This is a genomic window from Pseudomonas sediminis (assembly GCF_002741105.1).
Lineage (GTDB): Bacteria > Pseudomonadota > Gammaproteobacteria > Pseudomonadales > Pseudomonadaceae > Aquipseudomonas > Aquipseudomonas sediminis.
Window position 1 is genome coordinate 82665 of the sequence record NZ_NIQU01000009.1, and the last position, 16597, is coordinate 99261.

Sequence of the window (16597 nt, forward strand, 5' to 3'; positions counted from 1 at the left end):
CCGGTTGATGCCACACTAGCCGTACATTTTTTCCAGGAGCGTTGCGCGCGTGAGCAACCAACTTTTCGATGCCTATTTCACCGCGCCGGCCATGCGCGCGATTTTCTGCGACGCCGGGCGGGTGCAGGGCATGCTCGATTTCGAGGCCGCCCTGGCGCGGGCCGAGGCGCGCGTGGGGCTGATCCCCGCCGAGGCCGTGGCGCCCATCGAGGCCGCTTGCAAGGCCGAGCTCTACGATTACCCGGCGCTGGCCCAGGCCATCGCCACGGCGGGTAATTCCGCCATCCCGCTGGTCAAGGCACTGGGCAAGCGCATCGCCGCCACTGACCCGGAGGCCGAGCGCTACGTACACCTTGGCGCCACCAGTCAGGACGCCATGGACAGCGGCCTGGTGCTGCAACTGCGCGCCGCCATCGGCCTGCTGGAAAGCGATCTGGCGAAGTTGGCCGGTGCCTTGGCAGCGCAGGCCGAGCGTCATATCGACACTCCGCTGGCCGGGCGCACCTGGCTGCAGCAGGCCACGCCGGTCACCCTCGGCATGAAGCTGGCCGGTGTACTCGGTGCGGTTACCCGTCATCGCCAGCGCCTGAGCGAACTCAAGCCGCGCCTGCTGAGCCTGCAGTTCGGCGGCGCCTCCGGCAGCCTGGCGGCGCTGGGCGAGGCCGGTTGGGCGGTCAGCGGTGCGCTGGCGCAGGAGTTGGAACTGACTCTGCCCGAGCAGCCCTGGCACACCCAGCGTGATCGTCTGGTGGAATTCGCCAGCCTGCTGGGGATGATCGCCGGCAGCCTGGGCAAGCTGGGCCGCGACCTCAGCCTGCTGATGCAGACCGAAGCCGGCGAAGTCTTCGAGCCGTCGGCGCCGGGCAAAGGTGGCTCGTCGACCATGCCGCACAAGCGTAATCCGGTCAGCGCAGCGGTGTTGATCGGTGCCGCGACGCGAGCGCCGGGCCTGGTGGCGACGATGTTCGCCGCCATGCCGCAGGAGCATGAGCGCAGCCTCGGTCTGTGGCACGCCGAGTGGGACACCCTGCCGGAGCTGTGCTGCCTGGTCTCTGGCGCCCTGCAGCAGGCGCTGCTGGTGGTGCCGGGGCTGGAGGTGGATGCCGCGCGCATGCGCGCCAATCTTGAGCTGACCCAGGGGCTGGTGTTGGCCGAGGCGGTGAGCATCGCCCTGGCGCAGAAGATCGGCCGCGACGCTGCCCATCATCTGATCGAGCAATGCTGTAAGCAGGCGGTGCGCGAGGGCGTCCACCTGCGCGCGGTGCTCGGTGCCAACACCGAGGTCAGCGCACAACTTTCCGCTGACGAGCTGGATCGTCTGCTCGATGCAGCACATTACCTGGGCCAGGCTCGCCGCTGGGTCGAGCGGGCCGTTGCCGAACACACGCAATTTTCGCGTTAGGAGTTATCCATGTCTGCCGTACGTCTCGCCGATGGCGATTTGAACTACCTACTAGAAGGCCCGGCCGGTGCGCCGGTGCTGGTGTTGTCCAACTCGCTGGGCACCGACCTGCACATGTGGGACGCGCAGATCGCGGCCTTCACCCAGCACTTCCAAGTGTTGCGCTACGACACCCGTGGTCATGGCGCCTCGCTGGTGAGCGACGGCCCGTACAGCATCGAACAGAACGGTCGTGACGTGCTGGCCCTGCTCGATGCGCTGGACATCGCCAAGGCGCATTTCTGCGGCCTGTCCATGGGTGGCCTGATCGGTCAGTGGCTGGGCATCAAGGCGCCCGAGCGCATCGAGCGCCTGGTGCTGTGCAACACCGCCGCCAAGATCGGCACACCAGAGGTGTGGAACCCGCGCATCGAGATGGTGCTGGCCGAGGGCGAGCAGGCCATGCGTGGTTTACGCGATGCGTCGATCTCGCGCTGGTTCACCGCCGATTTCGCCGAGGCCAATCCGGGCAAGGTCGAGCCCATCGTCGGCATGCTGGCGCAGACTTCGCCCGAAGGCTACGCAGCCAACTGTGCGGCGGTGCGTGATGCCGATTACCGCGAGCAGCTTGGCAGCATAGTCGCGCCGACGCTGATCGTCTGCGGCAGTGGCGACCCGGTCACCACCACCGAGGACGGCCGTTTCATGCAGGCGCGTATCGCTGGCGCCGAACTGGTGGAGTTCTACGCCGCGCACCTGTCCAACGTGCAGGCCGGTGATGAATTCAGCCAGCGCGTGCTGGATTTCCTGCGCGCCTGATCGCCGCTTTTCCGTAGGAGCGGGCTCTGCTCGCGCAAGCGCTTCGCGAGCAGAGCTCGCTCCTACAGATCCAATTCGAGGATTGATCGATGGACGAAAAACAACGCTACGAAGCCGGCATGCAGGTACGCCGCGCGGTACTCGGTGACGCCCATGTCGACCGCAGCCTGGAGAAGCTCACGCCGTTCAACAGTGAGTTCCAGGAGATGATCACCCGTCACGCCTGGGGCGATATCTGGACGCGCCCGGGTCTGCCGCGCCATACCCGCAGCCTGATCACCATCGCCATGTTGATCGGCATGAACCGCGAGGGTGAGTTGACCTTGCACCTGCGTGCAGCGAAGAACAACGGGGTGAGCCGCGAAGAGATCAAGGAAGTGATCATGCAGAGCGCCATTTACTGCGGCATCCCGGCGGCCAACGCCACTTTCCACCTCGCCGAAGCGGTGTGGGACGAGCTGGGTGTGGAGTCGCTGCAGGACTGATTGTCGCGAGCAATGGAGCGCTACCCGGACCACGCATCCGGGTGGCGCTTTTTTATGCCTGCCATCCGTGGCTGGTGAGTCTCAGATCGTGGCCGCGTGGCGTCCGGCGATGTAGCCGAAGGTCAGCGCCGGCCCAATGTTGATGCCGCCTGAGGGGTAGTGTCCGCCCAGGGGGCTGGCCATATCGGTGCCTGCCGCGTAGAGCCCCGGTATCGGTTGGCCACCAGCGTCCAGCACCCGCGCCTGCCCATCGGTGCGTAGACCGGCGAAGGTGCCGAAGCAGCCCGGCTGTACCTTCACCGCATAGAACGGCCCCTGCTCGATGGGCGCCACGCAGGGGTTAGGGCCGTCATGCTGGGCGTCGCCGCTGCGGCGGTTGAACGGCGTGCTGCCGCGGCCGAATTGCGGGTCTTCGCCTTGACGCGCATGACGATTGAATTCGCTGACGGTGGTGGCCAGACCAAGCGCGTCGATGCCACAGGCAACAGCCAGTTCTTCCAGGCTCGCGCCGCGCTTGAGGTAGCCATTGCGGATATGTGGCCACAGCGGCACCGGAGCCGGGCGGGCGAAGCCCAGACCATAACGGCGCTGAAAGCGGTGGTCGCAGATCAGCCAGGAGCAGGTTTCCTGATCCTCGGGAATGGCCTTGAGCATTGCGTCGACGTAGTCGTAGTAACCGCCAGCCTCGTTGACGAAACGTTGGCCGTTTTGCAGCACGCCGATGATGCCGGGTTTGCCGCGGTCGATGATGTGCGGGAAATGGCCGACGCTGCCGTCGGGGTAGGGCACCTTCGACACTGGCGCCCAGGCCACTGGCGAGCGCAGGTCGTCGGCCACGCGTCCGCCAGCGGATTCGCCCAGGCGCAGACCGTCGCCGGAGCAACTGAGCGGCGGCAGGGCGAGGTTGTCATGACCGCTGGCATCGCGCGGGAACATCGCCTGGCGCCGCTTCGGATCGTTGGGAAAACCGCCAGCAGCCAGCACCACCGCTTTGGCGCGGATAGTCATTTCTTCGCCGGCATGCAGCACCACGGCGCCGCATACGCTGCCGTTTTCGACGATCAGGCGCTGCGCGGGCGTGGACTCCAGCATCTGCACGCCCAGGTCCTGCGCCGAGCGGGCCAGGCGGGCGACCAGCGCCACGCCATTGACCAGGTGCATGGCCCGGCCGTAGCGGGCCAGATGATAGAGGTGGCTGGTGAAGCGGCGGATCACGTGCAGCAGCGCCTTGGGCGAGCGGGTCATGTTGAGGAAGGCGGCCAGGTCAGCGCCGGCCATGATCGGCATGCCCATGAAGGATGTCTCGCGCATGGTCTTGCGTAGGCGTGGCAACAGGTCGAGCACCTCGCGGCCATCGTAGGGCGCGGCGATGACCTGATGACCGCCGGTGGCAGCGCCGGGCGTGTCACCGTGCATGTCGGGGATGCCGTTGCCATCGACGAACTGCAGCGCGGTGTGCTGCTCGAAAAACGCCACCATATCGGGGCAGTGCTGCAGAAAGGCGTCCACCAGTTCGGGACGGTAATGCTCGCCGAGTTCGTTACGCAGGTAAGTGCGCGGCTGCTCGATATCCTCGACGATGCCAGCGCGCTGGGCCAGGGGGTTGCGCGGCGCCCACAGCCAGCCGCCGGACCAGGCGGTGGCACCACCCAGCACGGCGTCCTTCTCCACCAGAATCACCCGTTTGCCCAGGTGCGCAGCGCTGACTGCAGCGGCCAGACCGGCCGCGCCGGAGCCGACCACCAGCAGGTCGCAGTCGAGTGGGGCGTTGGCCATGGCAGATCTCCATATTTTTATTTATTGGAACTTGGTTCCGGATTTTATGTTGGGGCTGCCGAGGCGCCAAGCACTGTCGGATGATTCGCCGGGGAAGTGGTGCGGTTAGCGGTCAATTATTGTCGGTGTAGCGCGGATGCAATCCGCGAAAGGCCAGTGATTGCGTCTTGCTCATGAGCCGCAAAGGTGGACAAGCTGCGCGTTGTCCACCCTACTGCTCAGCTCCAGCCCTCAGGTACGAAAGCGACCGATGCGCAGCTGCAACTCGCCACCCAGCCTGGCCAGCTCGGCGCTGGACAGTGCAGTTTGTTCGGTCGCGTTGGCGCTTTGCTCGCCGATGCTGCGCACGTTGTCCAGGCTACGGTTGATTTCCATCGCCACCGCACTCTGCTGCTCGGCGGCACTGGCGATCTGCTGGTTCATCTGCTCGATCAGCGCAACGGCCTGATTGATCTGCGTGAGACTCTGACCGGCCCGCTCGACGCTGCTCACTGCATCCTGGCTGAGGCTCTGGCTGGCGTGCGTCTGAGCGACGGCCTGCTGCACGCGATGCTGCAGGCTGGCAATCAGCGCTTCGATCTCGCTAGTCGAGTCCTGGGTGCGGCGCGCCAGGGCGCGTACTTCATCGGCGACCACGGCGAAGCCGCGGCCTTGTTCACCGGCGCGCGCCGCTTCGATGGCGGCGTTGAGCGCGAGCAGGTTGGTCTGCTCGGCGATGGACTTGATCACATCCAGCACGCTGCCGATGCGTTGGCTCTCGCCTTGCACCTGGCCGACGGTCTGCCCGGTGTGCGCCACTTCGTTGGCCAGGCGCTCGATCTGTTCGACGACCTGGCGCACCTGTCGATCACCGTCGCGGGTTTGCGCTTCGGCCTGTTGCGCGGCTTGCGAGGCGTGCTCGGCGTCACCCGCCACCTGCTGCACACTGGCGACCATTTGCTGCATGGCGCTGGCGGTCTGGCCGGACTCCTCACTCTGTTCGCGTACCCCCGCACGGGTCTGTTCGCTGACGGCCGACAGCTGTTCTGCCGCCGCGGCAATCTGCGTGGCGCTGCCGCCGATCTGTACGATCAGTTCGCGCAGGTGGTCGCGCATGCTCTGCAGCGCCCCGAGAAGCTGGCCGACCTCGTCACGCCGGATGGCGCTGCGAACACCACTGAGGTCGCCGGCTGCAACCTGTTGCGCCAGCAGCAGGCAGTGCTGCAACGGCCCGACGATCAGGCGGCGAATCAGCCAACTGGCGAACAGCGCCAGCAGCAACGCGGCAGCGGTAAGCAGGGCAAGAGCCTGCAGCGACGTGCGATTGCCTTCATGCATGACGCGTTGCTGGTGCTGCTGCAGATCGCTGCCTTGCTGCAACATGCCCTGCGCCAGATCGGTCAGTTGGCTGCGGCGTTGCTGTTCGGCCTCGCGACTCTGGCGGTAGTGCTCGAAGGATTCGCGGTAGCTGTCGAGCGCGCGCAGCGCTTCGTCCAGGGAGGCCTGCTGCAGGGCCGCCAGTTGCGTGCGCAGCTGCTGCGCCGCCTCGGTCATGGTCACGAAACGTGCCTGCCAGAGGTCGGCATCGGCGTTGTCAGCGCTGCGGATGAACTGCCCCTCCGCCAGGCGCAGTAGCAACAGCATATGGCTCAGGCGGGCTGCCGCCTCGGCCTGGTCGAGACTGTTCTGTGCGCCGCTTTCGCCGTCGAGCAGTTGGTCGCGGATCAGATTGAACTGGTCCTGAGTGACCATCTCGAACTGGATCAGCGCTTCATCGGCGCGTATCGCCATCCCGGTCTGCGCCGTGCCGGCTTGAGACTGGGTGGCACGCAATTGGGTGAATTGCTGCAGGTAGGCGTCGTTGCCTCGTTGCAGTTGTTGGAATTGCTCGGTATCGCTGGCGATGTCCGTCAGGTCTGCTGCGATACGTGCGTGCTGCTCGGTGAGCGCCACCTCATGGCCAGCCAGCGGCGCCAGCAGGTAGTCCTTTTCCAGCAGGCGCAGTTGCAGGATCTGCTGCTTGAGGTCCGCGACCTGCAGCGATTGCCCGGCATGCCCGAGAATCTCGCTGGCGGTGCGCCAGCCACCCAGGGCCACTGCCAGGGTCAGCAGCATGACCAGCGAGAAGCCCAGCAGGAGTTTGTGGCCGACCTTGAGGTCGGCACTGCGTTCGATAATCCAGCGCATGGTGGTACTTCCTCGAACAGGTGCACATCAAAAAAAAGCCCGTCACGAGGACGGGCTGAACGTGCCGTAACACTAGGAGTCACTTGTGCAGCGATGCCGCGTGATGCTTACAGGAGCGAAAGCGGGTAGTTGATGATCAGGCGGTTCTCGTGCAGATCGGTACCCACGTCGCGACGCACGTCGGAGTTACGCCAGCGCACGCTGAGGTTCTTCAGAGTGCCTTCCTGGAAGGTGTAGGCCAGCTCGGATTCGCGGCCCCACTCTTCGGCATCGGTACGGCCGCCGGTGTGGATGTTGGAGCCGCTGACGTAGCGGTTCATCAGGGTCAGACCCGGAATGCCGAGGCCGGCGAAGTTGTAGTCATGACGCACCTGCCAGGAACGTTCTTCCGGGTTGTCATAGCTGTTGGTGAAACCGTCGTTGACCAGAGTGCCGCCGCTGGCGCCGTCGATGCGCATGAACTTGGTATCGCCGCTCAGACGCTGGTAGGCCACCATGAAACTGTTGTTACCAGTCTTGGCGGTCAGCGCGCCTTGGTAGACCTTGTTGTCCAGCTTGCCGGCCTTGGCCGCACCTTCTTCCTTGCCGTTGACGTAGCCCAGGTTGGCACCCAGCACCCAGTCGCCAACCGGTTGGCTGTGGGTCAGCTGCACATAGCTCTGCTTGTAGACGTCTTCGAGGCGCGCGTGCCAGACACCGACCATGGTGTTGTTGCCGTTGAAACGGTATTCGCCACCGCCAAAGTTGAAATCATCACCCTCTACGCCACCGAAGGACATCTCTTCGCGGCTGGCATCGTTACGCTGGCTGTTTTTCCAGAACTGGCCGCCGTACAGGGTCAAGCCGTCGATCTCGTTGGAGGTGATCTGCGCACCCTGGAAGGTTTGCGGCAGCGAGCGGCCGTCGTCAGCGCGCAGGATCGGCAGTACGGCGAACCACTCACCGACCTTCAGTTCGGTCTTGGAAATCTTGGCTTTCGCCGCCACGGCGGTACGGCCGAAGTCGTCCGCCTGGCGGCCGTCGTCGTGCACGGGGGTCAACTGGCTACCGGTGGTGCCGCGGCCGCCGTCTAGCTTCACCGAGTACAGGCCGAGCACGTCGAGGCCGAAACCGACGGTGCCTTCGGTGTAGCCGGAGCGAGCGTCGAGAATGAAACTCTGGGTCCAGCCCGAAGCCTGGCCCTGGCCGCCCTGGGTCTGGTTGAGGAAGTTACGGTTGAAGTAGTAATTGCGCAGGCCGAGGGTGACCTTGGCGTCTTCGACGAAGCCAGCAGCGTGGACGCCGACCGAGAGGCTGGAGGCCATGATGGCAACGGCAATTGCACTTGGAGCGAGGTACAGAGCTTTTTTCATTGTTATCGTTTCCTTTTTCAAGGTTGAAAGCTCCCCTCCGCAGCGGCGGATACGCTTCTACATCGGGGAGAGTGGTGGCAGTTATTCGGGGTTTAGCGACGTTCGCCTGAATGCATTACGGGGCCTCTGTCAGCTCAGCCAGCGCACGAGGCACAGGGTGATCGATGGGAAGAGCACGAGGATGACCACGCGCACGATGTCTGAAACAAGGAATGGCACGATGCCCCTGAAGGCGTCACGCATAGGGATGTCACGCGCCATGCCGGCAATCACGTACACGTTCATGCCCAGAGGCGGGGTAACCATGCCGATCTCCACCACCATCAGGGCCAGGATGCCGAACCAGATGGCCTTCTCGGTCTGGTCCAGACCATAGAAGTCCAGCCCCATGATCACCGGGAAGAAGATCGGGATGGTCAGCAGGATCATCGACATGGTGTCCATCACGCAGCCGAGGATCAGGTACAGGATGAGTATCCCGGCCAGCACCAGGAAGGGCGGCAGACCTGCACCGCTGATCGCTTCGGCGATGAAGTTGGGCAGTTGCGAGATGGCCAGGAAAGCGTTCATCACATCGGCGCCCAGCAGGATCATGAAGATCATCGCGGTGGTGATGCCGGTCCCCAGTAACACTTCCTTTAGTTCGGCCAGGCGCATCTTGCCCAGCGTGAATGCGAAGAAACCGGTGCCTACGGTGCCGATGGCTGCGGCCTCGGTAGGGGTGAACCAGCCGCCGTAGATGCCACCGAGTACGATCAGGAAAATCAGCAGTACCGGCCACACACCCCGCTGCGCTTGCAGCCGCTGTTTCCAGCTCGAACGCTCCTGCGCTGGCCCGGAGTCCGGGAACAGGCGCACATAGATGGCGATGGCGATCATGTAGCCGATGACGGCGAGAATGCCTGGCACGAAGGCGGCCATGAACAGTGTGGAGATGTTCTGCTGGGCGAGGATGGCGTAGATCACCAGCACCACCGAGGGCGGAATGAGAATGCCCAGGGTGCCGCCGGCCGCCAGGCAGCCGACTGCCAGCGAGTTGGAGTACTTGTAGCGCCGCAGCTCCGGCAGGGCCACCTGGCCCATGGTTGCCGCAGTCGCCACCGATGAGCCACAGACCGCGCCGAAGGCAGCGCAGGAGCCGATCGCGGAGATCGCCAGGCCACCGCGCCAGTGCCCGACCATGGCGGCAGCGGCACGGAACAGGCCCGTAGCCAGGCCACCGCGCGAGGCGAACTGCCCCATCAGCAGAAACAGCGGAATCACTGACAGGTCGTACACGGTGTAACGCGCGTAGGCCACTGTCTTCAGGTAGTTGAGCAGCGGGTCCCAGCCACTGATCGAGACGTAACCGGCGATACCAGTCAGCAGCATGGCGATGGCGATCGGAATGCGGATCGCCAGCAGAACCAGGAGGAAGGCGAGGAAGAGTCCGCCCAATGCGACGCTGCTCATTGCTTGCCTCCCTCACCACGCTGGTCGAGCCAGGCGGTGTACAGGGAAACGACGGCCAGCAGGGCGAAGGACGGGGCGAAGGGGGTCATCGACCACCACATCGGAATGCCCATGATGATCGATTCTTCACCGTTGCGATAAGTGTCCAGCGTGCCGATTACCGAGCGCCAGGCCAGCAGTGCCGCGCAGGCGGCCATCAGCAGACAGCCGAGCGTGTCGAGATAGCGCCGGGTGGTGGCCGAGGCGCGCAAGGTGAAGGCATCGACGATGACATTGTTACGACGCAGCTGACACAGCGGCAGGAAGCTCACCACAGCTATGCCACAGCCCATCTGCACCAGTTCGACGTCGCCGAGCAGTGGTGCATCGAACAGGCTGCGCATGGTGATGCTGTAGGCCGACAGCAGGGTGATGGCAACCAGCACCAGGCCTCCGGCCATCGCCAGCCAGCATGCCAGTGTGTCGAGCAACTGGCCGAGTGGGCGCATGCGCTGGGGCTGCCCAGGCAAGGCAGAGTTTTCGATCATGAGACGACTCCGCAAGGCCGGCATGTGAGATGCCGGCCAGCACAACGAGGGTTGGCGATCAGTTAGGCAGCTTGGCGTTGTAGCTCTCGATCAGGTCACGCACTTCTTGCAACAGTGCGGCGCCGTTCTCGTTGCCTTTGCTCTCGACTTCCTTGATCCAGTCGTTGTCCAGCTTGCGGCCGATGGCCATCCACTTGGCCTGCTCTTCTGCAGGCAGCACGTAGATCTCGTTGCCACGCGCCTCGGCCAGCTTGTGCCCGGTCTCGATCACGTTGGTGTCCCAGATATGGCCGGCCTGACGCGAAATTTCGCGGCCGCTGTTGTCGTCGATGATCTTGCGCAAGTCATCGGGCAGGCTGGCGTACTTGGCCGGGTTCATCGCCAGTACCAGGGCGGTGTGCATCAATGCCGGCTGACCCGGGGCCATTTCGGTGTGGTACTTGACCAGCTCCTGCAGCTTGAGCGCCGGGACCACATCCCAAGGCAGCACGGCGCCGTCGACCACCCCCTTGGACAGTGCTTCTGGAACCTGCGGTACCGGCATGGCCACCGGGGTGGCGCCGAGCATGGAGATCAGCTTGGTGGAAATACGGTTGGCCGAGCGCAGTTTCAGACCACGGAAGTCGGCCAGGCTGCGCACCGGCTTTTTCGCCGTGTGCAGCAGTGCACCATCGGTCAGGTGAGTCGCGAGCAGATGCACATCGGCGAACTCCTTCTGCCCGTGAGCTTCGAGGAAATCCCACATTGCCTGGCTGCTGGCTTCGGAAGAGCGGCTCATGAACGGCATTTCGAATGCCGATGCCAGCGGGAAGCGGCCGCTGGTGTAGCCAGGCAGGGTCCAGACGATGTCGGCGACGCCATCACGCGCCTGGTCGATCAATTGCGGCGGGGTGCCACCCAACTGCATGGAAGGGTAGAACTGAAACTGGATCCGACCATTGGATTCGGCAGTGATCTTCTCGGCCCAGGGCTTGAGAAAATCGGCTTGGGTCACCGAGTGAGCCGGCAGAAAGTGGTGAACCTTGAGGGTGACCTCGGCCTCATCGGCGTTGGCCCAGGTCATGACGCTGGTGGCAAGCAGCGTCAGCAAAGCCTTGGAAAGCTTGTGCATCGCAAATGTCCTTTCTTATTCATTGTTAGTAGGCGACTCAGGTACAGCCAAACTCGGCTGCAATACTGCTGCCGCTAGGATTCGCTGTTCGCATGGTGCGAGTTAGCGAGGGGCTATTCAATTCGATTAACGACTTAGTGTGCGATAAACGAACGAATTGCGTGTGCCCAGAGCCTCCTTGGCAGGCCTCGGGCGAATATCGCTCATCACTCCTGTTCGATGGCCTCGTAGGGCAGGCCGACGTAGTTCTCGGCGATGGTTCTGCGGCCGGCTTCGGAACTGACGAAGTAGTCCAGCTCGGTCTCCTGCATGCGGCGGCTGAAGGCATCGGTATCGGGGAAACGATGCAGCATCGAGGTCATCCACCAGGAGAAACGTTCGGCTTTCCAGATACGCTTCAGGCAGATCGCCGAGTAGCGTTCGAGCAGATCAGTGCGGCTTTCTCGGTAGACCTTGAGCAAAATGCGATAGAGGGTGCTGACGTCGCTAGCTGCAAGATTGAGCCCCTTGGCGCCGGTTGGCGGCACGATGTGCGCGGCATCGCCGAGCAGAAACAAGCGGCCATACTGCATCGGTTCGACGACGAAGCTGCGCAGTGGCGCGATGCTCTTCTCGATCGAAGGACCGGTGATCAGCTGACTGGCAACCTGGTCTGGCAGGCGACGCTTGAGTTCGCTCCAGAAGCGCTCGTCGGACCAGTCCTCGACCTTCTCTTCGGCGGCGACCTGAACGTAATAGCGAGTGCGTGTCGGTGATCGCATGCTGCACAGGGCGAAGCCGCGCTCATGGTTGGCGTAGATCAGCTCTTCATGCACCGGGGGCGTGTCGGCCAGAATGCCCAGCCAGCCGAACGGGTACACCCGCTCGAATTCCTTGAGCACACCAGCCGGTATGGATTGCCGCGATACGCCATGGAAGCCGTCGCAGCCTGCGATGTAATCGCACTCCAGACGCTGGGAGCGGCCTTCGTGCTCAAAGGTCAGATAAGGGCGTTTGCCCTTGAGTTCGTGCAGTTGTACCTGGCTGGTGTTGTACAGGGTGACTGCGCCACTGGCTTGGCGAGCTTCCATCAGGTCGCGGGTGACTTCGGTCTGGCCGTAGACCATCACGCCTTTGCCACCGGTCAGGGCTTTGAGATCGATGCGTTCGCAGCGACCATCGAAGGCCAGCTGGAAGCCGTCGTGCGGCAGGCCTTCGCGATCCATGCGTGCGGCAACATCGGCTTCGCGCAATAGATCGACCATGCCCTGCTCGAGTACGCCAGCGCGGATACGACCGAGTACATAGTCCGGGCTCTGGCGTTCGAGAATGATGTTGTCGATGCCGGCGTTGTGCAGCAGTTGGCCGAGAAGCAGGCCGGAAGGGCCTGCGCCGATGATGGCGACCTGAGTGTTCATTATTGTTCTCCAGTAGGTCATCGGCTTTACGCCGATGACAGGCTCAGGTCTGTATTTTTTGTGGATGCACCTTGGGGTAGAAGGCAATATCGGAAAATATTCTTGGACTTTTCGATGATTTAAGCGCCGCCATGAACGCTTCGAAAGCATCCCCGGTACCGGTCTTCAAACTGTACGGTGAGACGGCTGCATGGCCGACACCTGACCTCATTCACTGCGAATCGATTCCCGAGCGCAGCCAACTGCACGGTTGGGAGATCAAACCGCATCGCCATGGCGATCTGCTGCAGTTGCTCTATGTGCAGGCGGGTGAAGCGGAGCTGGAAATCGAAGGGCAAGTACGCCAGGTAGACCGCGCTTCGTTGCAGGTCGTGCCGGCGCTATGCGTCCACGGTTTTCGCTTTTCCTGCGATGTTCAAGGCTACGTACTGAGCCTGGCGCAGCCGCTGGTCGAGCAACTGGCTCAGCCATTGGGTCTGCAGTGGTTGCAGGCGCCGGTGTGCTTTGAGGTGGACGAGCAGCGGCGTTATCTGGATGCGCTGTTCGAGTCGATCAGTCAGGAGTACGGCCGTCTGCAACCTGCGCGAGAACTGATGCTGCAGTCGCTGATCAGCGTCCTGCTGGTTGCTGTCGCGCGACGCCAGCTGGCACGAAGCGAGGCGCAGGAACCGGCGGATGGGCGAGGGCGTGAGCATGTGCAGGCATTCGTGCAATTGCTCGAAACGCATTTTCGTGAACATCTGCCCATCGAGCATTACGCGTCGCGCCTGGGCATCAGCACTGCGCATCTAAATGCGTTATGCCGGCGATTGGCCGGACAGTCCGCGCTGCAGCTGATCAATCAGCGTCTGCTGCTCGAAGCCAAGCGTTGTCTGGTGTACACCACCATGACCGTAAGCCAGGTCTCGGACAGTCTGGGCTTTTCCGAGCCGGGCTATTTTTCGCGCTTCTTCAAAAGAGGCACCGGGCTGGCACCGAAAGCATTTCGCCTGCATCGCTGAGTAGCGATGCAGGCGAAAGGAAGGCGGGCGCCTAAGGCACCCATAGGCGGGAATCAGGGCTTGGCGATGCCGACCGAGTCCGGGGAAATCTCGATGGCCTTGGCCTTGTACATCGACCAGGTGGTGACCGACTGCCAGCGCTTGAGGAACTCTTCGGCTTCTGCGCCGCTGAGGTTCAGGCTCTGTGCACCGAAGTTCTTCAGGAAGCCCTGGAACTCGGGGTTGGCCACGGCCTTTGCGTAAGCATCGACCAGCTTCTGCTTGACGTCATCCGGGGTGTCCTTGTGCACGAAGGCGCCCCAGAACGGACCCCAAGGCAGGTATTCGGCGATGGCTGGCAGGGACTTGGTGATCGGCTCCACGCCCGGCAGTTCCGGGGTTTCCTCGGTGGCGAACACGGCCAGGGCCTTGAGCTTGCCGCTGCGTACCAGCTCGCGTGCGGCGGCCAGGCTCAGCGGCATGAAGTCGATGTGCTTGCCCATCAGTGCAGTGATGCCGGGGCCGTCGCCACCGAAGGTCACTTCACGCACTTTGAGCTCGTCCACTGCGTTGATCATCGCGCTGACGGTGCTCGGCAGGCCGCCGGCACCGGTGGAGCCCATGCGCAGGGTGTCCGGGTTGGCCTTGGCGGCAGCCATCAGCTCGGCCATGTTGTTGAATGGCGCGTCGGCGTTGGCGGCGATCACCACCACGTTCTGGCCGATGATGTTGACCGGGTAGAAGTCGGCGTAATCGAAGTCGGCGAGTTTCAGCACTTTATAGAGCTGCGGGTTCTCGGCGCCGAGCAGGATGGTGTAGCCGTTCGGACGTTGCTGCATGACGTGAGTGCTGCCGATGACGGCGGTGCCACCCGGACGGTTGTTGAGGATGAACTTGCCGCCCAGCTCTTTCTCCACGTACGGAGTCAGGCTGCGCATGACGTTGTCAGTGGCGCCGCCTGCACCCCAGGGAATGACCGCCTGGATGCTGCGCTCGGGGTATTCGGCGTGGGCTGGCAGAGCCATGGTGAGGGCGCTGAGTCCGAGAGCGGCGCCAGTCAGTAACGATTTGAACATGTGGAGACTCTCCATCGGTTGTTGTTGTGAGCCCCTGTAGGCCGGGGCACGCCTGGTGAAATCGGGTATCAGCCGCGGGCCGAAGCCGGGCTGAACTTGCTCTTGAGTTTCTTCAGTAGCGGGGTGTTGCCCAGCAGGATCAGCACGACCGCGCTGGTCAGGATCAGCGACAGCGGGCTGGTGACCAGACCTTGCAGCAGTTCCCCGGGGTGATCGCCGGCCGAGGACATTGCCTGGCGATACGAGGTGTCCATCAGCGGGCCGAGGATGGCGCCGAGGATGATCGGGCCCATCTGGAAGCCGAAGATCTTCAGCAGATAGCCGAGCACACCGAAGCCGAGCATCCAGTACACCTCGGTCATGCTGCTGTTGATCGAGTAGGTACCGACTACGCAGAGCACCAGGATCAGCGGAATCAGCACGGCCTTGGGCATCTCGACGAACTTGGCGAAGAGCTTGATGCCCATCAGGCCGAAGATCATCAGAAACACGTTGGCCAGCAGCAGGTTGCCGACGGTGAAGTAGAAAATGTGCGGGTTCTCTACCATCAGCATCGGGCCGGGGTTGAGACCGTGCACGACCAGGGCGCCGATGATTACCGCCGTGACCGCGTCGCCCGGCATGCCCAGGGTCAGCATCGGCACGTAGGCGCCACCGACCGCTGCACTGTTGGCGGTTTCCGGGGCGACCAGGCCTTCGTAGGCGCCCTTGCCGAATGGCTTGGACGGATTTTTCACGGTGCGCTTGGCATGGTCGTAGGCCATCAGCGCAGCGATATCGCCGCCGACGCCCGGCAACACGCCGACCACCACGCCGATGATCGAGGTGCGGATCGACAGCGGCAGGAATTTCAGGACCATGGCGAAGGACGGCAGAATCTTGTCGACCTTCTGCCGAATCACCGGACTGTCCAGGTTATGCAGTTGATAGAAGGCCTCGGCGACGCCGAACAGGCCGATCATCAGCACCACGTAGTGGATGCCGCCCATCAGTTCGACCTGGCCGAGGGTGAAGCGCCCTTCGGCGGTGACCGGGTCCATGCCTACCAGACCGATGATCGCGCCCAGTGCTGCGGCGAAGATGCCCTTGGCCAGTGAGCCTTCGGATAGGCTGCCGACCAGCAGCAGGCCGATGGTCGCCACCAGAAAGTAGTCGCGCGGAGCGAACCGCAGAGCCAGATCGCCGATCAGCGGTGCGGCACTGGCGAGCATGATGGTGCCGACGATGCCGCCGACCACCGACATTACGGTGCTCAGGCCGATGGCGCGTCCGGCTTCGCCCTGTTGTGCCAGTGGGTAGCCATCGAAGGCCGTGGCCACTGAGGAGGGCGCGCCGGGGATGTTCAGCAGGATGGCGCTGCGCGAGCCACCGTAAACGCCGCCAATGAAGATGCCGACGATCAGCGCCAGGGCGTCGTTGACGTCCCAGGAGAAGGTGAAGGACACCAGGATGGACACTGCCATGGTCACCGACAGGCCTGGGATGGCGCCGATATAAATGCCGGCAAAGGTGCCCAGCGCAGTCAGCATCAGCAGCTGCGGATCACTCCAGGCCATCAGCAGGTAGGAAAAGGTATCGCTCATCTCGGGTGCCTCGTTATGGCAGGTAAACGCTGAAGGCCAGGCTGAACAGCAAATAGATCAGCACCAGCAACACAGCTGCGATCAGGATGGCGTTGAGAACGCGGCCATTGCGCAGGTAGACGATCGACAGCACCAGAAAAAGGAAAGTGCTGACGTAGAAACTGACCCACTGAATAGCCGCCAGGTACGTCACGGCCAGCAGGCCAAAGATCAGCACAGCTTTGGGGAAATGCTGGCGACGAAACTGTTGGAAGGCATCGAGCCAGCCACTGCAGTCGGGCCGCGCCTTGCCGAGCAGTTCGAAGGCAATCTTTACCGCCGACAGGATCATCACCAGCGCCACGCCGATAGGAAAGGCGCCTGGAGAGTTGGCCGAGGAGAAGCCGGAAATCTGGTAGGCCAGGTAGAAGATCACCAGGCTGAACACCAGCAGCAGGGCGCAGAACGTGCGCTCGCCGACCAGCATCTTGTCTGTCTTGTTCATGCTATCGC

14 protein-coding genes and 1 pseudogene are annotated in these 16597 nt (G+C 63.2%); 4 read left to right on the plus strand and 11 right to left on the minus strand.

The genetic code is table 11. The annotated features are described in order from the left end of the window. The first annotated feature begins 49 nt into the window (after positions 1-49). The 3 genes from CDO35_RS19675 to pcaC all read left to right on the plus strand — a co-directional run bounded on the left by CDO35_RS19675 (position 50) and on the right by pcaC (position 2685). On the plus strand, positions 50-1402 hold the full coding sequence (locus tag CDO35_RS19675; protein ID WP_099526315.1) for a 3-carboxy-cis,cis-muconate cycloisomerase: 1353 nt from the start codon (positions 50-52) through the stop codon (positions 1400-1402). Between the two features lie 9 nt (positions 1403-1411). Next, positions 1412-2200, plus strand: a complete 789-nt coding sequence (gene pcaD, locus CDO35_RS19680) for a 3-oxoadipate enol-lactonase (RefSeq protein WP_099526316.1) — start codon at positions 1412-1414, stop codon at positions 2198-2200. An 89-nt stretch (positions 2201-2289) separates the two neighbouring features. Continuing rightward, complete coding sequence (pcaC, locus tag CDO35_RS19685; protein ID WP_074856978.1) at positions 2290-2685, plus strand: 4-carboxymuconolactone decarboxylase; 396 nt, start codon at positions 2290-2292, stop codon at positions 2683-2685. 81 nt (positions 2686-2766) lie between these two features. Here pcaC and CDO35_RS19690 read toward each other — a convergent pair whose 3' ends face one another. The 8 genes and pseudogenes from CDO35_RS19690 to pobA form a co-directional block, all read right to left on the minus strand. After that, positions 2767-4461 carry an FAD-dependent oxidoreductase gene (locus tag CDO35_RS19690; RefSeq protein ID WP_099526317.1) on the minus strand — a complete coding sequence of 565 codons (1695 nt, stop codon included), beginning with the start codon at positions 4459-4461 and terminating at the stop codon, positions 2767-2769. Positions 4462-4692: 231 nt separating this feature from the next. Continuing rightward, entirely contained in the window at positions 4693-5556 is an 864-nt protein-coding gene (locus tag CDO35_RS23330; protein WP_425048547.1) for a methyl-accepting chemotaxis protein, read from the minus strand. Then, positions 5548-6627 (minus strand): annotated as a pseudogene (locus CDO35_RS23335) (methyl-accepting chemotaxis protein); the annotation flags it as partial. The pseudogene CDO35_RS23335 and the gene CDO35_RS23330, both read right to left, overlap by 9 nt. Before the next feature lie 107 nt (positions 6628-6734). Then, entirely contained in the window at positions 6735-7931 is a 1197-nt protein-coding gene (locus CDO35_RS19700) for an OprD family porin (RefSeq protein ID WP_425048548.1), read from the minus strand. Between the two features lie 177 nt (positions 7932-8108). After that, on the minus strand, positions 8109-9431 hold the full coding sequence (locus tag CDO35_RS19705) for a TRAP transporter large permease (RefSeq protein ID WP_099526320.1): 1323 nt from the start codon (positions 9429-9431) through the stop codon (positions 8109-8111). Continuing rightward, on the minus strand, positions 9428-9958 hold the full coding sequence (locus tag CDO35_RS19710; RefSeq protein WP_243699111.1) for a TRAP transporter small permease: 531 nt from the start codon (positions 9956-9958) through the stop codon (positions 9428-9430). Before CDO35_RS19710 ends, CDO35_RS19705 begins: the two co-directional genes overlap by 4 nt. Positions 9959-10016: 58 nt before the next feature. Continuing rightward, entirely contained in the window at positions 10017-11069 is a 1053-nt protein-coding gene (locus CDO35_RS19715) for a TRAP transporter substrate-binding protein (protein ID WP_099526321.1), read from the minus strand. A gap of 206 nt (positions 11070-11275) precedes the next feature. Next, positions 11276-12466, minus strand: coding sequence for a 4-hydroxybenzoate 3-monooxygenase (pobA, locus tag CDO35_RS19720; protein WP_099526322.1), 1191 nt, complete (start codon positions 12464-12466; stop codon positions 11276-11278). A 131-nt stretch (positions 12467-12597) separates the two neighbouring features. Here pobA and CDO35_RS19725 point away from each other — a divergent pair, with 131 nt between their 5' ends. After that, a complete protein-coding gene (locus CDO35_RS19725; RefSeq protein ID WP_099526323.1) occupies positions 12598-13467 on the plus strand; it encodes a helix-turn-helix domain-containing protein in 870 nt (289 codons plus the stop codon). A gap of 53 nt (positions 13468-13520) precedes the next feature. Here the strand turns inward: CDO35_RS19725 and CDO35_RS19730 are convergent, their stop codons facing one another. The 3 genes from CDO35_RS19730 to CDO35_RS19740 all read right to left on the minus strand — a co-directional run bounded on the left by CDO35_RS19730 (position 13521) and on the right by CDO35_RS19740 (position 16589). After that, positions 13521-14522, minus strand: coding sequence for a tripartite tricarboxylate transporter substrate binding protein (locus tag CDO35_RS19730; RefSeq protein ID WP_013717226.1), 1002 nt, complete (start codon positions 14520-14522; stop codon positions 13521-13523). Between the two features lie 68 nt (positions 14523-14590). After that, positions 14591-16105, minus strand: a complete 1515-nt coding sequence (locus CDO35_RS19735; RefSeq protein ID WP_036998328.1) for a tripartite tricarboxylate transporter permease — start codon at positions 16103-16105, stop codon at positions 14591-14593. Between the two features lie 13 nt (positions 16106-16118). After that, complete coding sequence (locus CDO35_RS19740) at positions 16119-16589, minus strand: tripartite tricarboxylate transporter TctB family protein (RefSeq protein ID WP_099526324.1); 471 nt, start codon at positions 16587-16589, stop codon at positions 16119-16121. Positions 16590-16597: the final 8 nt, after the last annotated feature.